Here is a 17,567-nt window from a genome sequence, read left to right on the forward strand (position 1 = left end):
TTGAGTGGTGCGTATTATACGCACCAGAATTCATGTTGTAAAGGGGTTTTTTGGGGGATTGGGAATAAAGTTTGTAAGTTGTTGATTTTAGGGGGTTTGTTTTTTAATTTTTTTCGTTAAATTTGGTTATGCTATCAAGCAAAAAGCAAAATTATCATCAAAAAATAAAAATCCCCATCAAAAAATGGGGATTTTTAGGTTTAAGGAGAAATTAGCATGAGCTATGAATTAGAATTCATAGTTTACAGCTAGGTTGTAAGAAGTGCCTGCACTGTTGGTTGCCAAACCCAATTTGGTCGCAAATTGCTCATTGAAACGATAACCTGCACCAATTGCAACGGCAGTTTCAGACTTATAACCACCAACAGCTGCTGACACATTCACTTTGCCAACATTGTATGGCTGGAACAAACCTGCCAAAGCTGCTTGGGTTGCCATGCCCTGACGAGTTTCTTTTTCTAGACCGTCAAAGCGATTTGACAACGCATCTACTTGAGTTTTGTCAGCCTTGCCTGCCAAAGTATTTTCCACACCATCAACACGGGTTGTCAGGGCAGTTACATCTTGTACGCTGGCTTTTTCGGCAAATTTGGCATCAGACTCGGTTTTGGTATAAACGCTGTCTTTTAGAGTTTGAATATTGGTTGCATTGCTGGCAATATTCACTTTGTTTTGCTCAATGTCTGCCACATTGGCTGCAACAACTGGAGTCAAAGCATCAATGCTTTCTTTATTAACTGTTGAAAGCAGTGCCACAGCGTTAATATCTGCTTTGTTTTGTGCAATATCAGCCTTGTTTAGCAAAATACCATTAGAATTTTGAGCAATCAATGTGTTTGCATTGTCGATTTTTTGGCTGTTGGTTGCGATATTGGCAGCGTTTTTCTCGATAGCGGTTTTGTTGGTTGCGATATCAGCTTGGTTTTGTGCAATATCAGCTTTGTTTGATACAACTTCATCGCTTAGCAATTCGATATTTAGTTTATTAACAACAATTGCTGCTTGATTTTGTGCAATCGCTCTTCTGTTTTCAACAACCACTGGGGCAATTTGAGCAATGTCAGCTTTGTTTTTGGCGACAACTGGTGCCAAAGTGTAGATATCAGCTTTATTTTGTGCAACAACTGGTGCCAAAGTATCGATATAGGCTTTATTTGTATCAATTGCCTGCTTGTTGGTTGCGATATCTGCTTGGTTTTGTGCGATATCAGCTTTGGTTGACACAATTTCATCGCTTAGCAATTCGATATTTGCTTTGTTGAACAAAATACCATTAGAATTTTGAGCAATCAATGTGTTTGCATTATCGATTTTTTGGCTGTTGGTTGCGATATCAGCTTTGTTTTTTGCAACGCCATTGGCATTTTGAACAATTAATGCGTTTGCTACATCAATTTTTGCACCATTAGCAGCGATATCTGCGGTATTGCTATCAACTGCTGTTTTAAGGTCATCAAGATCATTGCGAACAATGCCAGCGGTCGTTCTGCCAAACTTATCATCCAACTGCTTAATTAAGAATGAATTTTGACTGGCTAAACTTTGATTCTGTTGCAAACCCTGATGCAAGATGACAATATCCGCTTTATTACTTGCAATATCTGCCTTGTTGGTTGCGATATCAACTTTGTTTTGCTCAATATCAGCTTTGTTTGATACAACTTCACTGCCTAGTGTGCTAATGTTTAGGGTATTGGCAATAACTACACCTTGCAGCATATCAACATCGGCTTGATTAGCTTTGGTGGCAACTTCATCCGCTAAGTCAGCAATGTTTGCTTTATTTTGTGCAACACCATTGGCATTTTGAACAATTAATGCGTTTGCTACATCAATTTTTGCACCATTAGCAGCGATATCTGCTTTATTGGTTGCGATATCATTAGTATTGGTCTGAACCTGAGCATTATTGTTATTAATACTGCTCTCCAGTGTAGCAATTCGGAATGAATTGCCATTCACATTTGTATTTGTTGCTGTTAGTGAGCTTAGCAATGCAAATCTGGCATCAGCCTCTGCCTTGGTGTAAGAAGCACCTGCTAGGGGGGGGTAACTGCTAGCAAACTGCTGACAAGTACAACCGATTTCTTGAGTTTCATGTCAAATCCTTAAGGTTGAAAGTTTAAATAAAATAAAATCACACTTATTAACAGTGTTCTGTTATTCTAGTACAAATATTACACAAAAGCAAATAAATTTCTTAAATTTTTTAGCCCCCCCCCTGATATTTTAAGTTATTGATTTTAAAATAAATTTTTATGATGGCGGCTGTCTTCTTATGCCTATCTATCATATCCATATTCATTATTGTCAGTTATATATTGATTATTATGCCATCTGACAAGTTGTAATAAAAAAGCTTGGCAAAACACCAAGCCTTTGTGATAACGCTTTTTAACATCAGCCTTTTGCGATTAATGCAACCAAATCCTCCACTTCGGCAACTGTTGTATCAAAACTACACATCAAACGCACCACCTTGCCATCATTACCATCAAATCCGTCCCAATCATAAAATGCGTATTTTTGGCGAGCGGTGGCTGACTGCTGGTCGGACAATCTGACAAATACGCCATTTGACTGCACGGGGTACAATGGCGTAATGCCCAGTGCTTGTAATTTTTCTGCCAACAAAGTTGCCATGTCGTTGGCATTTTTGGCATTTTCAAGGTATAAATTATTGCTAAGCAAAGCGATAAATTGAGCAGAAATAAAACGCATCTTTGAGGCGGTTTGTAGGCCAACCTTACGCAAAAAACGCATGGATTGTGTCAGCTTATCATCAAAAGTAATCAAGCACTCGCCCATCATCATGCCATTTTTGGTGCCACCAAAAGACAGCATATCCACGCCAGTATCGGTAATCATCTGACGAAAGCCCACGCCCAAATGCACCGCTGCATTTGACAATCTGGCACCATCAACAAAAACTTTTAGATTATGCTCATGTGCCGTTTGGCAAATGTTACGCAGCTCATCAAGCGTATAACAAGTGCCGCATTCGGTTGTTTGGCTGATATACACAACCGCAGGCTGGGCCCGATGCTCACTGCCGATATTATAAAGCTGTGATTTGATAAGCTCTGGGCTAAGTTTGCCATCGGTGCTGGCAACTGGCAATAGCTTTAAGCCCCCAACCACCTGTGGTGCGGTGCTTTCATCTTGATGAATGTGTGCTGATTCGGCACAAATCACCGCTCCCCAGCGAGGCATTAACGCCTGCAGACCCAATACATTTGCCCCCGTGCCATTAAATACAGCAAACGCATGGGCATCTTTGCCAAAATGCTCACGGATAATCTGCTGCAAAGCATCGGTATATTCATCATAACCATAAGCAGCGACATGACCAACATTGGCATCAATCAACGCCTGCATAATCGCCGAATGCACCCCTGAATAATTATCCGATGCGAAAGTTTTGGCAAAAGATTGGCTCATATCAGCTCCTTTAATAAAATTTATAAAATAAACCAATCAAAAATCTGTATTATATATTGACAATGCTATTGATTATAAAGCATTTTTGGTAAAAGATAAACCTTTTACAACCCAAACCATCAGCAACAAACCACTTACCATCTTAAACCAATCACCAGCTTCATTTGACTTTATATTATTTCATTACAAAAATGGTGCAGGAATCATGGGCAGATTATTGTGCAGGAATTTTGCCTATTGCGATAAAATTTGCTACAATACAAGGTCTATTTTTATTTTTCCAATCGGTAGCGGTTATATGTTTGAAAGTAGCAAACATCACTACCAACGCCAACTTAAGGAGTTTTTATGGTCGCAATCACTTTACCAGACGGCAGTATTCGTGAATTTGACGGCGAAACCACCGTCATGCAAATCGCCCAAAATATCGGTGCAGGTCTTGCCAAAGCCACCATCGCAGGCAAAGTCAATGGCAAACTGGTGGATGCGTGCGACCCCATCACAGCCGATGCCAGCGTCCAAATCATCACCGCCAAAGATGCCGAAGGCGTAGAAATTATCCGCCATTCGTGTGCTCATTTGCTTGGTCATGCCGTCAAACAGCTATACCCTGAAGTAAAAATGGTCATCGGCCCTGTCATTGAAGATGGCTTTTATTATGATGTCTATAGCGAACGCCCATTCACCCCAGAAGATATGGCAGCCATCGAAGCACGCATGGTTGAGCTTATCAACCAAGATTATGATGTCATCAAAAAAATGACACCAAGAGATGAGGTGATTGAGGTATTCAAAGCTCGTGGCGAAGACTATAAACTGCGTCTGATTGACGATATGCCTGACGAAACCGCCATGGGTCTGTATTATCACCAAGAATACATTGATATGTGCCGTGGCCCGCATGTGCCAAATACTCGCTTTTTAAAGGCATTTAAGCTCACCAAAATGAGCGGTGCTTACTGGCGTGGCGATGCCAAAAATGAACAATTGCAGCGTATCTATGGCACTGCTTGGGCGGACAAAAAAGACCTAAAAGCCTACATTGAGCGTATCGAAGAAGCCGAAAAACGCGACCATCGCAAAATCGGCAAGGCACTGGAGCTGTTCCATCTACAAGAGCAAGCCCCTGGCATGGTTTTTTGGCACCCAAATGGCTGGACAATTTACCAAACGCTTGAGCAATATATGCGTCAAGTACAAAAAGACAATGGCTATCTTGAAATCAAAACGCCACAAATCGTTGATCGCAGCCTGTGGGAAAAATCTGGCCATTGGGAAAATTATGGCGAAATGATGTTCACCACCTCAAGCGAAAAACGAGACTATGCCATCAAACCAATGAACTGCCCTTGTCATGTGCAGGTGTTCAATCAAGGGCTAAAATCTTACCGTGATTTGCCGCTGCGACTGGCAGAATTTGGTGCCTGTCATCGCAACGAGCCATCTGGCTCACTACATGGTATCATGCGTGTGCGAGGCTTTACCCAAGATGATGCACACATCTTTTGTAGCAATGAGCAAATTCGCCAAGAGGCACATGACTTTATTAAACTTACCTTAAATGTCTATAAAGACTTTGGCTTTAATGAAGTACAAATGAAGCTCTCCACTCGCCCAGAAAAGCGTGTTGGTGCTGATGAATTGTGGGATTTGGCAGAAAAAGATCTGGCCGATGCACTCAATGATGCAGGTCTAGACTGGGAGCTACAAGAAGGCGAAGGGGCATTTTATGGGCCTAAGATTGAGTTTAGCCTAAAAGACTGCCTAGGGCGTGTTTGGCAATGTGGCACTTTGCAACTTGACTTTAACCTGCCTGAACGACTCGGTGCTGAATTTATCAACGAACAAGGCGAAAGAGAACGCCCTGTCATGTTGCACCGTGCGATTTTGGGGTCGTTTGAACGCTTTATCGGTATTTTGATTGAGGAATATGCAGGCTTTATGCCACCTTGGCTTGCCCCAACCCAAGCGGTAGTGATGAACATCACCGACAAGCAAGCAGCGGCAGTTGAAGCGGTGGTTGGCAAGCTGACACAAGCAGGTTTGCGTGCCAAAGCTGATTTGCGTAACGAAAAAATCGGCTTTAAAATTCGTGAACGCACCCTAGAACGCATTCCGTTTATGCTCGTTTTGGGCGACAAAGAAGTCGAAGAAGGCACAGTAAATGTGCGTACTCGCGAAGGGGCGAATTTGGGCAGCATGAGTGTCGATGCCTTTATCACCCTGCTCAATGAGGCCATCGCCCAAAAAGGCAATTATGTGGCGAAGACAGCTGAAAAAGCATAAAAACACTTAACGCACCAAAGCCAAGATTATCATAATCTTGGCTTTTTTAAATTTTTTTAATTTAACCAAAGAGAGACTTTTTTTTTAAGAATTTTGAGGTAGAATTAGAATCTAAATACTGTTCTTATCAACTCTTATCAACATTTTATTTTAGATCAAGGAGCGGAAATGAAAATAATCAAACCTTTAATCTTGGGTTCAGTACTTACTTTATCCAGCGGGATTGCTTCACAGGTAAATGCAGGTACTGGCGGTTGGTGTACAGTAGTTAATGCTCGCACTCCATTAAACATTCGTATTGCACCTGGTGCTGAGAATCCCATCATTGGAACCTTAAAAAATGGTTCGCCAGTTACTCAGGACTATATCACTTATTATGATAGCAAGGGGCGTACTTGGAAGTACATTAGTCAGCCTTCGAGCAGCATTGAAGGATATGTTCGAGCCAAATATCTAAAATGCAAAGATTGACTCCATAAATTATATAATTTGTATTTTTCAACATTGTCCAAGAATTGAACCAGGATCCAATCAATGAAAAAACTTGTATTTATCACTTTGGCAGCTCTAACCTTTGGCATTTCGGCACACGCCACACCACCGACCGATGGCGAATGTATTGTTGCCGACCCTACAGGTACGCCATTAAAATATCGCTCCGCTCCATACGGCAAAGTGCTTGGCACGCTTAAAAATGGCAGAAAAGTTTATATCATTGAAGATTATCGGTATGATAAAAATGGCAAACCTTGGGTTGAAGTTTATCCCACAGGTGGCGGTGATGATAACAGCTTAGGCTGGGTGTATCTCAAATACTTGCGATGCACAATGTACCCTAAATAATTCACTCGGTACACTAAAACGGTACATGGATTTATATCAATGATTGGAAAATTGACAAAAATGGCAAACCTTGGGTGCGTGCATTTAGCCATTCAAATAATCGTTTTTTGGGCTGGGTGTATTATAATTACCTAAGCTGTTAATCATTTACCAAGATTAATTTACCCAATATCGCCTAATATTGGGTAAATTTTTTAAAAGTGCATAAAACCATTTGACAAAAATTTAGCAAATGGTAATAATAGACACTTTAATGCCAAAAAGTATTGGCAGACAGGTCAATGATTGATTGCCTAGACTGCATCACTTATTGACAAAAGAGCAATCAGATTGGAGTAAGACCCATTAAACCGTCAAATCGTTTAAACATCAACGAAGAAATCCGTGCCAAAGAAGTTCGCTTGGTTAAAGAAGATGGCGAGCAGCTTGGCGTGGTTGATTTGCAAACCGCATTAAAAACGGCTGCTGATGAAGGCTTGGATTTGGTAGAAATCGTTGCCGATGCCAAACCCCCTGTTTGTAAAGTAATGGATTATAAGCGTTATCTTTATGAACAAAAACAAAAAGCCAAAGAAGCCAAAAAAAACCAAAAACAAACGCAAGTGCGTGAAATCAAACTTCGCCCCGGCACCGAAGAAGCAGACTATCAAGTCAAGCTGCGTAAAATTGTTGAATTCATTGAAGACAAAGACAAGGTCAAAGTCAGCATTCGTTTCCGTGGTCGCGAAATGGCACACCAAGAAATCGGCAAGGCACAACTTGAACGCATCATCGCTGACACTGCCGAGATTGCCAGCGTTGAGCAGGCACCAAAAGTTGAAGGTCGCCAGATGGGTATGCTACTTGGTCCAGCCAAGAAAAAATAAACTTGCTGAGCATCATCAAACAAAGCACCAAGATGATTGGTGCTTTGTAACCACATCAGCTAATCATGGATACGCTGCTGCATAATCAAAGCATCAACCGATTGCCCATCGTCAGCACGATAATAGCCCTCTCGCACATCGATTGGCTCAAAGCCTTGTCGTTGGTACAAGCCAATGGCAGCAACATTATCCGCTCGCACCTCAAGCAATAGCCGCTCTGCACCAGCTGCCGCTACCGACTGATTGACCGCCGTCATCAAGCGTGTTGCTAGCCCTCGCCGATGATAATCAGGGTGGGTGCCAATGCGGTGGATTTCGGCAGTCTCAAACACCACCTGAAACAAACAATATGCCACAATTGACAACTGATTGTCTGCTAGCGACTGCTGTAGCCACATCGTTGCTGCCTCTCCTTGCAAACAGTCGCCACGCATAGCACCATCGATTGGCTTGGCTGCAACCACCACAGCAACAGCTGCTCCAAATTGCCCAAGCATGGTCTTAATTGACCCCACCTGCCAAGCATCGTCAGGCAAGGCTGATTGCTCCAAATAAGCCAAATGCTCCAACAAATCATGCCATTGGCACGCAGTTTTGCCGTCCAAAATAACCACCATAAATCCACCATATCTTATCACACACAAAGCAGGCTTTATGATACAATAAAGCACAAAATGAGAAAATATTTTTTAGGTAAATTACGATGACAAACAAAACAAAAAAAACCAAATGGAATGACCCAAATGCCGCCATTGAGGCTTCAAAATACCAAAACCCCATTCCTTCACGCTTATTAATCCTACAAACAGTCGCTGCTTTGACCAATCAAGCACAGGCTGCCACCCAAGAATCGCTGGCAATGCACTTTGGCTTTTTGGACGATGAAGATCGTTTTTTTGCCTTGACCAATCGACTAAAAGCCATGCTAAGAGATGGACAGCTTGAACGCAGTGATGGCATTCATTTTAGCGTCGCCCCCTTGCCAACTGTGCTGTCAGGCACGGTCAGCTGTAGCCCAAAAGGCTTTGGCTTTGTGGTGCTTGATGATATGCCTGATTTGTTTTTGCACGAAAAGCAGATGCGATTGGTGTTTGATGGTGATAAAGTTGAAGTGGTTGCCACACAATATCGTGGCAAAGACGAAGCACGCATTACCAAAGTTACCGAACGCAATCAGCTGGAGTTTATCGGTAAATTAAGCTCTGATAACGAAGGGTATTTTGTACAGCTTACAGGTGTCAATGCCCATCAGCCCATCACCGTTACCACCGAAAATGTCGAAGAGATGAATGCAGGCGTTGGTGATGATGTCAAGGTGGCACTGATTGATCTGCCAAGTTATCAAGAATTTGCCACTGGCAAAATCACCGAACTGCTTAGCAGCTTAAATGACCGTGAGCTGATTATTGAGACCACGCTGTATAATTATGGCATTCCGCATGAATTTAGCCATGCCGCCATCAAACAAGCAGAGCTTTTTAATGAGCCAAACGAAAAAGATTATAAAGGCAGAGTTGATTTGCGTCATTTGCCTTTGGTTACCATTGATGGTGAAGATTCACGAGATTTTGACGATGCGGTCTATGCCGAAAAGCGTGCTGGTGGCAACTATCGTGTCGTTGTTGCCATTGCTGATGTCAGCCACTATGTAACGCCACAATCAGCACTAGATAGCGATGCTTATGAGCGTGGCACTTCGGTATATTTTCCCCATCGTGTGATACCGATGCTGCCAGAGATACTGTCAAATGGACTGTGTTCACTCAATCCCAAAGTGGACAGACTGTGCATGGTCGCTGATATTAAATTATCTCGTGCAGGCAAGGTTACCGCTTATGAATTCTACCCTGCCATCATGCACTCACAGGCTCGCCTGACCTATAATCAAGTCAATGCGTATTTTGACGACCCAACCAACGAAACGCTGCCTGATGAACTTGTCAAAAACCCTGCGGTTCTTAAATCCATTGACACACTGCACCAACTATATCAAGTGCTTGACAAACGCCGCGAAGAGCGTGGAGCGATGGCATTTGAAACAGCAGAAACTTACATAAAATTTGGCAAAGATGGTGATATTATTGACATTGTTGCTCGTACTCGTGGCGAGGCTCACAAGCTCATCGAAGAGTGTATGTTGCTTGCCAATACCTGTGCGGCAAACTTTGCTCTAAAACACGATTTGCCTGTCTTGTATCGCAATCATGACAAGCCAAACGAAGAAAAATCAGCCAGATTGCATGACTATGTCAAAAATTTCGGTCTGTCATTTCCCGAATCATCGCCCACGCACGAAGACTATCAGCGAATCATCAAGGCAACTGCCGACAGACCAGATGCCGCCAGCATTCATAGTATGCTGCTTCGCTCAATGATGCAGGCGAACTACAGCCCAGATAATATCGGCCATTTTGGCTTGGCTTATGATGAATACAGTCATTTCACCAGTCCAATTCGCCGCTACCCTGACCTGATGCTCCACCGTGCCATCAAGGATAAAGTGAGCAAACAAAAACCACAAGCACCCATTTACAAAACCCTGCATGAGGCAGGTGAACAAACCAGCCTAACCGAACGGCGTGCCGAGGAGGCATCTCGTGATGTAGAAACTTGGCTAAAATGCCACTATATGCAGCGTCATCTGGGCGAGCAATTTACCGCAACGGTCAGCAGCGTTACCAGTTTTGGTCTATTTGCTGTGCTAAACGACTTATTCATCGAAGGCTTGGTGCATATTTCGGGGCTGGGCAATGAGTATTTTGATTATGATGAACAAGAACAAAAACTTGTTGGCGACAAAGGCTCCTATTTTGGCTTGGGTGATACGCTGCTTATCGAAGTGGCGGCGGTTAATATGGATTTACTACAAATTGATTTTCGTTTGATTGAACAATTGGGTCGTGTTGATCGTGATGGTGTCAGCAAAAAACTCTCCAAAAAATCAAGCGACAAGCCAAAAAACAAACGCAAAAAATCCAGCAAAACTTCATAACACCAAACGCCAATGAAACAACATCATTATCCACTTATCGAAGGCTTGGGCGACTGGCTGTGTGCTTATCTTATCAGTGGCAGCATTGTGCTGCTTACTGGTGGTGGTACACTGCTGTTATTTGCCGTTGCTCTATTTATTATTATCCTGCTAAGTTTTGCATTGAATTTCACTCTGTTTAAATTCGCTTGTTATATATTGGCATTGATTTTTTGCCTTGTGGCAACTCTGGCAATTTTGCCAATCCAGCAAGAATTGACAGCAACTTGGTTGGTAATTGGCTTTATGTTAATGACGCATATTTTCTTAACATATCGTTATTATAAAATTAAAATTTACAAAAAATAAACCATCTATTCATTACAAACAAATCACCACGCCGTCATTTGCAGGCTTTGGCTTGATATATCAGCACGCCCATCAAACACACCAAACCACACTTCTTTAATTAATGCCTATTAGCTTGGCATCAATCACTTACTTGTTCAAGCACCAATCCATCATCAGAGCCTTTATATTGTCAATAATTATAATAAATTATCATATTATAAATAAAAATTAATTAATAATAACCGTGTCAGCTGGTTAATTTTTGGCAAATGGTTTTATAACTAAAGCAAAAACTGGCTTTTATTTATTGATTTTACAAATGTTTTCATCATTTTTTGGCTTATATTTCGGCTTTTGCCCTATAAATTTTTGCCATTTTGGCGTATAATGGGTAGGTTAATGGTATGAACATTCATATTTTGGCAAACTTTGTGTGATAATTTTGCCAATGTTTCGTTTCATGCTCTCCTTTGGACAAAACAGCTACGCCACCTGTCGGTCGCACCAGCTTTGTGTTTTTAGGAATTTTGGAACCAGCCATCAATCCTACTTTTTGGCAATTGGCTGGAATGTTTTGGTCTTAATTTAAGTATCCGCTTATGATTACCATAAAAAAAGGCTTGGATCTACCCATCACAGGTGAACCCGCCAAACAAGTTAGCGAACATACGCCCACCAAGGTAGCGTTGGTCGGCTACGATTATGTCGGCATGCGTCCCACCATGTATGTTCAGCCAGGCGATACTGTCGCCAAAGGACAGGTGCTGTACGAAGACAAAAAACGCTCAGGTGTTGTCTATACAGCACCAATCAGCGGCACTGTTGTTGCAATCAATCGTGGCGAACGACGAGTTTTTGAAAGTTTGGTTATCGCTGCCGATCCACAAAACAACAACGAAATCACTTTCAATGCCTATCGCAGCGAGGACTTGGCAGCACTAGATAGAGCAACTGTGGTTGAGCAACTGGTTGCCTCTGGCGAATGGACGGCATTTCGCACACGCCCCTTTAGTCGCACACCGCACATTGACAGCACTCCAAGTGCCATCTTTGTTACCGCAACCGACACCAATCCGCTTGCTGTCGATCCTGCGGCGGTATTGTTTGAAGAAATTGCATCATTTAATGATGGCTTGGCGGTACTATCTACCCTGTCGCCAAAAACTTTCGTTTGTCATGGCGATGTCGCTCCAGAGGCTCTGACAAAAGCCGCTGATGGTAACGAAACCGTCTATCAAGGCTTTACAGGTGTACATCCAGCAGGCAATGCTGGCACGCATATTCACTTTTTGCACCCATTGGCACGCGGCACAACCGTCTGGACAATCAATTATCAAGATGTTATCGCTATCGGCAAACTGTTCACCACAGGGCGTATCCACACCGAGCGACTGATTAGCCTTGCAGGCCCTGCGGTCAATAATCCACGCCTGATCCGCACCACAAGAGGTGCAGATTTGATTGAACTGACTCAAAGCGAGCTAAAGGGTAATGACAATCGCATCATCTCAGGCTCGGTACTGTCAGGTCGCACTGCCAAACAGGCGGTGGCGTTTTTGGGTCGTTTCCACAACCAAGTATCGGTGCTTGCCGAAGGTCGTGAACGCCCTGCGATGCACTTTTTTAGCCTAGGATCAAATCGCTTCTCCAAACTACCGATTTATATCTCGCAATTTTTCAAAAACAAAAAATACGATTTCACCACCAGCACCAATGGTTCGCCGCGTGCAATGGTGCCAATCGGCGTTTTTGAAAGAGTTATGCCACAAGATTATCTGCCCACACAGCTGCTGCGTGCCTTGATTGTTGAAGACATCATCAAAGCGGTAGAGCTGGGTGCTTTGGAGCTTGACGAAGAAGATTTGGCACTTTGCACCTTTGTATCTCCAGGCAAGTATGAGTTTGGCGATATTTTGCGTGATAACTTGACCCGTATTGAGCAGGAAGGCTAACGATGAAATTTATTCACAATATCTTTGACCGTATGGAGCCGTCCTTCACCAAAGGCGGCAAGTACGAAAAATATTATGCCATCTTTGAGATGTTTGACACTTTCTTTCGTCAGCCTTCATCTCAGACCTATTCGGCAAGCCATGTGCGTGATGGCATTGACCTAAAGCGTATCATGATTACCGTCTGGCTATGTACTTTCCCTGCGATGTTTTGGGGCATGTATAATGTCGGCTTTCAGGCACTGACCGCCATCAATGCCATGGGTATCGCCCCTGAAGGTTGGCGTACCGTCATCACTGCTCTGGCAGGCTATGACCCGAACAGCATCTGGGCGTGCTTTGTCTATGGTGCGATGCAATTTTTGCCAATTTATGCAGTAACTTTTATCGTTGGTATCTTGTGGGAAATCATCTTTGCGGTGGTGCGTGGACACGAAGTAAACGAAGGTTTCTTTGTTACCTCAGTTCTGTTCGCCCTATCACTACCACCTGATATTCCACTATGGCAAGTTGCTTTGGGTATCAGCTTCGGTGTTGTTGTCGCCAAAGAGGTCTTTGGTGGTACTGGCAAAAACTTCATCAACCCAGCACTTGCAGGTCGTGCATTTTTGTACTTTGCTTATCCTGCCTATATCTCAGGTGATGCGGTATGGACTGCGGTTGATGGCTTTAGTGGTGCAACACCGCTCGGTCTTGCAGCCCTAGGCGTAACGCCAGATCAATTCGTTGATGCTTATGGCAAAGCCATCACTTGGAGCGATGCTTTCTTGGGCAATATGCAAGGTGCCATCGGCGAGGTTTCAACACTTGCTATCTTAATCGGTGGTGCGGTACTTATTTATACCAAAATCGCCAGCTGGCGTGTGATTGCAGGCTCAATCATTGGCTTGGTACTGACAGCACTTGCCTTTAATTTATTCAGCGATGGCAGCAACCCTATGGCAAGCCTTGCCCCTCAGTGGCACTTGGTTATCGGTGGCTTTATGTTTGGTGCGGTATTTATGGCAACCGACCCAGTGTCTGCTGCCCACACCAACGCAGGTCGCTGGTGCTACGGACTTCTTATTGGCTTTATGACAGTTGCCATTCGTGTGATAAACCCTGCATTCCCTGAGGGTATCATGTTGGCAATCTTGTTCGCCAACTTGTTTGCACCGATTTTTGATTACTTTGTTGTCCAAGCCAACATCAAACGCCAAACCGCACGGAGGTTAGCAAATGTCAGCCAAAAATAGCAACATCAAGACCATCACCACCGCTTTGGTGCTGTGTTTGGTCTGCTCGGTGATGGTTTCTGCCGTTGCCGTTGGTCTAAAACCACAACAGCAAGACAATGCACGCCTTGATTTGAACAAAAACATCTTGATTGCTGCTGGGAAATTTGATCCAAACAGCGACAATAACAGCGTTATTGCAGAGCGATTTGACAACTTCGAGGTGCGTCTGATTAATCTGCAAACTGGTCAATTTGCCACTGAGCAAGAATTGGCCGAAGCAGGCATTAGCGATGCTGCAAGCTATGATGTCGCCAAAGCAGCCAGAGTGCCAGCCCTATCTACACCGCTTGAAAATGACATTGCGGCAATCGGTGGCAAGCCAAAATTTGGCAAGGTTTATCTATCAAAAGATGCCAATGGCGAGCTTGAGCTGCTTGTTCTGCCATTTAATGGTGCAGGACTATGGGGTCAAATCTATGGACTAATCACCATTGACAAAGACCTTAATACCATCAAAGGGGTGAATTTTTATCAACATAAAGAAACGCCGGGTCTGGGTTCTCGCATTACCGATGAGCCATGGCGTGCTCAATGGGTGGATAAAACCCTCTATGACGAACAAGGCAAGTTACACATGGCCATTGTCAAAAATGGTACAGCCAAAGACACTCAAATTGACGGCATCAGCGGTGCAACCTTGACAGGTCGTGGCGTAAACAATATGGTGCAGTTTTGGTTGGGCGAAGAAGGCTATAAGCCATTTTTAGACAATCTGCGTGCCAATAAAGCAGAAAAAGGAGCATAATCATGGCAGATACCAAAGAAATCTTGACCAGACCTGTGTTCAATAACAACCCCATTGCTCTACAAATTCTTGGCATTTGTTCGGCTCTGGCGGTAACCACCAGCATGACCAACGCCTTGGTTATGTGTATTGCATTAACACTGGTTACAGCGTTTTCTAGCTTTTTTATCTCAATCATCAGAAATCACATTCCAGCCAGCATTCGTATCATCGTGCAGATGGTTGTTATTGCCTCGTTGGTTATCGTGGTTGATCAAATTCTAAAAGCCGTTGCCTATGATGTCAGCAAATCTCTTTCTGTATTCGTTGGCTTGATTATTACCAACTGTATCGTAATGGGTCGTGCTGAAGCCTTCGCGATGAGTAACCCACCAATCCCAAGTTTCTTGGACGGTATCGGTAATGGCTTGGGTTATTCAGCCGTATTGCTTTTTGTTGCCAGTATTCGTGAAATCTTGGGCAATGGCAGCTGGTTCGGTATGCAGCTACTCGAAAAAATCACCGACGGCGGCTGGTATGTGCCAAACGGTCTGTTGCTCTTGCCACCATCGGCATTCTTTGTGATTGCATTGTTTATTGCCATCGTTCGCACCTGCAAGCCTGAACAAGTTGAGCCTGCCGAATTTGTCATGAAGCCACAATCCAAAGGCATGGGAGGACACTAATGGGACACTATATCAGCTTATTTATTACCTCAGTTTTTATTGAGAATATGGCGTTGGCCTTTTTCTTGGGTATGTGTACTTTTATTGCCATCTCCAAAAAAGTCTCAACCGCCATCAGCCTAGGTATTGCTGTTATTGTTGTGATGACAATCACCGTACCTCTTAACAACCTGCTGTATCAATACCTCTTAAAAGATGGTGCATTGGCATGGGCTGGCTATCCTGATGTTGATCTTAGCTTTTTGGGATTGCTAAGCTATATCGCCCTGATTGCAGCAGTTGTACAGATTATGGAAATGTTCTTGGATAAGTTCGTCCCAAGTCTATACAATGCTCTTGGCGTATTCTTGCCACTGATTACCGTGAACTGTGCCATCATGGGTGGTGTATTGTTCATGGTTGAGCGTGATTATAACTTTGGCGAATCTATCGTTTATGGCATCGGTGCTGGCACAGGCTGGGCATTAGCAATTGCCGCTTTGGCAGGTATCCGTGAACGACTCAAATATTCAGATGTCCCTGCTCCTTTGCGTGGACTTGGTATTACTTTTATCACCGTTGGACTGATGAGCCTTGGCTTTATGTCCTTTGGTGGTATGTCGCTATAAGGAGAGGTTATGGAATTTGGTACAGCGATAGGTGGTGTGGTAATGTTTACCATCATCATCATGAGCTTGGTTGCAGTGATTCTGGCAGCACGCTCACGATTGGTTAGCACTGGTAAAGTTACCATTAATATCAATGACAATCCTGACAATAATGTCGTTACCGAAGCGGGTGGCAAATTGCTACAAACGCTTGCTAACGAAGGCATATTTTTATCATCAGCCTGTGGCGGTGGTGGCACTTGTGGTCAGTGTCGCTGCAAGGTTATCTCTGGCGGTGGTGAGATTTTGCCAACCGAAGAGGGGCATTTTACCCAAGGTGAAATCCGTGATAATATGCGTCTTGCCTGCCAAGTAGCAGTCAAGCAAGACATGCAAATTGAGATTGATCCTGAATTTTTTGATGTCAAAAAATGGGAATGTGAGGTTATCTCTAATGACAATGTCGCAACTTTCATTAAAGAACTGACCCTAAAAATCCCTGAAGGCGAAGTTGTGCCATTTCGTGCAGGTGGCTATGTGCAGCTAGAAGCCCCACCGCACACTGTGCATTATAAGGACTTTGATATCGCCGAGGAATATCACGAGGACTGGGACAAGTTCAATCTGTGGCAATACAGCTCAACAGTAACCGAGTCTGTGATTCGTGCTTATTCAATGGCAAACTATCCTGAAGAAAAAGGCATCATCAAGTTTAACATCCGTATCGCCAGCCCACCACCTCGTGGCGGCGAAGGTATCCCACCGGGCAAAATGTCTTCTTATGTCTTTAGCCTAAAGCCAGGGGATAAGATTACCGTTTCTGGGCCTTATGGTGAATTTTTTGCCAAAGATACTGATGCTGAGATGGTGTTTATTGGTGGTGGTGCTGGCATGGCACCGATGCGTTCGCATATTTTTGACCAATTAAAACGCCTCAAATCCAACCGCAAAATCAGCTTTTGGTACGGTGCTCGCTCCAAGCGTGAAATGTTCTATGTTGAGGATTATGATGGCTTGGCAGCAGAGTTTGATAACTTTGAGTGGCATGTTGCTCTATCTGACCCAATGCCAGAGGACAACTGGGAAGGTTATACAGGATTTATTCATAATGTCTTGTACGAAAACTACCTAAAAGACCACCCAGCACCAGAGGACTGCGAGTTCTATATGTGTGGGCCTCCAGTAATGAACGCCGCTGTCATCAAGATGCTAAAAGATCTGGGCGTAGAAGATGAAAATATCTTGCTTGATGATTTTGGTGGCTAAAAGCACAAACCGCTGGCAAATGCTGGCGGTTTTTTATACTGCAACCACCATTGTTTTTGTGCTGAAATTGCCATCGGTATGGCTTTATTACAAATCTCAAGCCACAGCTTTGTTGCATTGCTGAATTTACTCATCATCCGCCAAGCCCACACTCCAAATTCTCTGACAATAGACCCCATCACAGCCCACGACCTTGCTTTGTCATCACTTATGGATTATTACATTTCAGCTTAATCATTTGTCGGCTTAGTGGCATAAGCGACACAATCAGCCCCAGCTCTTACAACAAATCGCATAAAGTTAATATGAATGGCTTA

The 17,567-nt window shown here is 43.5% G+C and carries 16 protein-coding genes; 13 read left to right on the top strand and 3 right to left on the bottom strand.

Annotated elements, in window-relative coordinates:
* Positions 1-228: 228 nt before the first annotated feature.
* A complete protein-coding gene (locus BW928_RS08390; protein ID WP_143821513.1) occupies positions 229-1,962 on the bottom strand; it encodes a YadA-like family protein in 1,734 nt (577 codons plus the stop codon).
* Between the two features lie 438 nt (positions 1,963-2,400).
* The gene (locus BW928_RS08395; RefSeq protein ID WP_076555783.1) at positions 2,401-3,441 is read right to left on the bottom strand and encodes a threonine aldolase family protein; all 1,041 of its coding nucleotides are present in this window, start codon (positions 3,439-3,441) and stop codon (positions 2,401-2,403) included.
* Between the two features lie 348 nt (positions 3,442-3,789).
* Here BW928_RS08395 and thrS point away from each other — a divergent pair, with 348 nt between their 5' ends.
* From thrS to infC, 4 genes are all read left to right on the top strand, one after another.
* Positions 3,790-5,727, top strand: coding sequence for a threonine--tRNA ligase (thrS, locus tag BW928_RS08400; protein WP_076555784.1), 1,938 nt, complete (start codon positions 3,790-3,792; stop codon positions 5,725-5,727).
* Between the two features lie 168 nt (positions 5,728-5,895).
* Complete coding sequence (locus tag BW928_RS08405) at positions 5,896-6,198, top strand: SH3 domain-containing protein (RefSeq protein ID WP_076555785.1); 303 nt, start codon at positions 5,896-5,898, stop codon at positions 6,196-6,198.
* 63 nt (positions 6,199-6,261) lie between these two features.
* Positions 6,262-6,570, top strand: coding sequence for an SH3 domain-containing protein (locus tag BW928_RS08410; RefSeq protein ID WP_076555786.1), 309 nt, complete (start codon positions 6,262-6,264; stop codon positions 6,568-6,570).
* A 368-nt stretch (positions 6,571-6,938) separates the two neighbouring features.
* Positions 6,939-7,436 carry a translation initiation factor IF-3 gene (gene infC, locus BW928_RS08415; RefSeq protein ID WP_197719021.1) on the top strand — a complete coding sequence of 166 codons (498 nt, stop codon included), beginning with the start codon at positions 6,939-6,941 and terminating at the stop codon, positions 7,434-7,436.
* A 59-nt stretch (positions 7,437-7,495) separates the two neighbouring features.
* On the opposite strand, the gene BW928_RS08420 is transcribed toward infC, so the two are convergent.
* Positions 7,496-8,053 (bottom strand): GNAT family N-acetyltransferase, encoded by a 558-nt coding sequence (locus BW928_RS08420; RefSeq protein ID WP_076555788.1) that lies wholly within the window; start codon positions 8,051-8,053, stop codon positions 7,496-7,498.
* A gap of 86 nt (positions 8,054-8,139) precedes the next feature.
* On the opposite strand from BW928_RS08420, the gene rnr reads away from it, so the two are divergent.
* The 9 genes from rnr to BW928_RS11675 all read left to right on the top strand — a co-directional run bounded on the left by rnr (position 8,140) and on the right by BW928_RS11675 (position 17,484).
* Positions 8,140-10,428: a ribonuclease R gene (gene rnr, locus BW928_RS08425; RefSeq protein WP_076555789.1), complete on the top strand. Its 2,289-nt coding sequence runs from the start codon at positions 8,140-8,142 to the stop codon at positions 10,426-10,428.
* A 12-nt stretch (positions 10,429-10,440) separates the two neighbouring features.
* Entirely contained in the window at positions 10,441-10,776 is a 336-nt protein-coding gene (locus BW928_RS08430) for a hypothetical protein (RefSeq protein ID WP_076555790.1), read from the top strand.
* Positions 10,777-11,357: 581 nt separating this feature from the next.
* The gene (locus tag BW928_RS08435; protein ID WP_076555791.1) at positions 11,358-12,710 is read left to right on the top strand and encodes a Na(+)-translocating NADH-quinone reductase subunit A; all 1,353 of its coding nucleotides are present in this window, start codon (positions 11,358-11,360) and stop codon (positions 12,708-12,710) included.
* Between the two features lie 2 nt (positions 12,711-12,712).
* Positions 12,713-13,945 (top strand): NADH:ubiquinone reductase (Na(+)-transporting) subunit B, encoded by a 1,233-nt coding sequence (locus tag BW928_RS08440; protein ID WP_076555792.1) that lies wholly within the window; start codon positions 12,713-12,715, stop codon positions 13,943-13,945.
* Positions 13,929-14,732, top strand: a complete 804-nt coding sequence (locus tag BW928_RS08445; protein WP_076555793.1) for a Na(+)-translocating NADH-quinone reductase subunit C — start codon at positions 13,929-13,931, stop codon at positions 14,730-14,732. Before BW928_RS08440 ends, BW928_RS08445 begins: the two co-directional genes overlap by 17 nt.
* A 2-nt stretch (positions 14,733-14,734) precedes the next feature.
* Positions 14,735-15,397, top strand: a complete 663-nt coding sequence (locus tag BW928_RS08450; RefSeq protein WP_076555794.1) for an NADH:ubiquinone reductase (Na(+)-transporting) subunit D — start codon at positions 14,735-14,737, stop codon at positions 15,395-15,397.
* Complete coding sequence (gene nqrE / locus BW928_RS08455; RefSeq protein ID WP_076555795.1) at positions 15,397-16,005, top strand: NADH:ubiquinone reductase (Na(+)-transporting) subunit E; 609 nt, start codon at positions 15,397-15,399, stop codon at positions 16,003-16,005. Before BW928_RS08450 ends, nqrE begins: the two co-directional genes overlap by 1 nt.
* Before the next feature lie 9 nt (positions 16,006-16,014).
* Positions 16,015-17,250, top strand: coding sequence for an NADH:ubiquinone reductase (Na(+)-transporting) subunit F (gene nqrF, locus BW928_RS08460; protein WP_076555796.1), 1,236 nt, complete (start codon positions 16,015-16,017; stop codon positions 17,248-17,250).
* A 78-nt stretch (positions 17,251-17,328) separates the two neighbouring features.
* Positions 17,329-17,484 carry a hypothetical protein gene (locus BW928_RS11675; RefSeq protein WP_158078447.1) on the top strand — a complete coding sequence of 52 codons (156 nt, stop codon included), beginning with the start codon at positions 17,329-17,331 and terminating at the stop codon, positions 17,482-17,484.
* Positions 17,485-17,567: the final 83 nt, after the last annotated feature.

The sequence above is a fragment of the Moraxella cuniculi DSM 21768 genome (assembly GCF_900156515.1).
Classification (GTDB): Bacteria; Pseudomonadota; Gammaproteobacteria; order Pseudomonadales; family Moraxellaceae; genus Moraxella; species Moraxella cuniculi.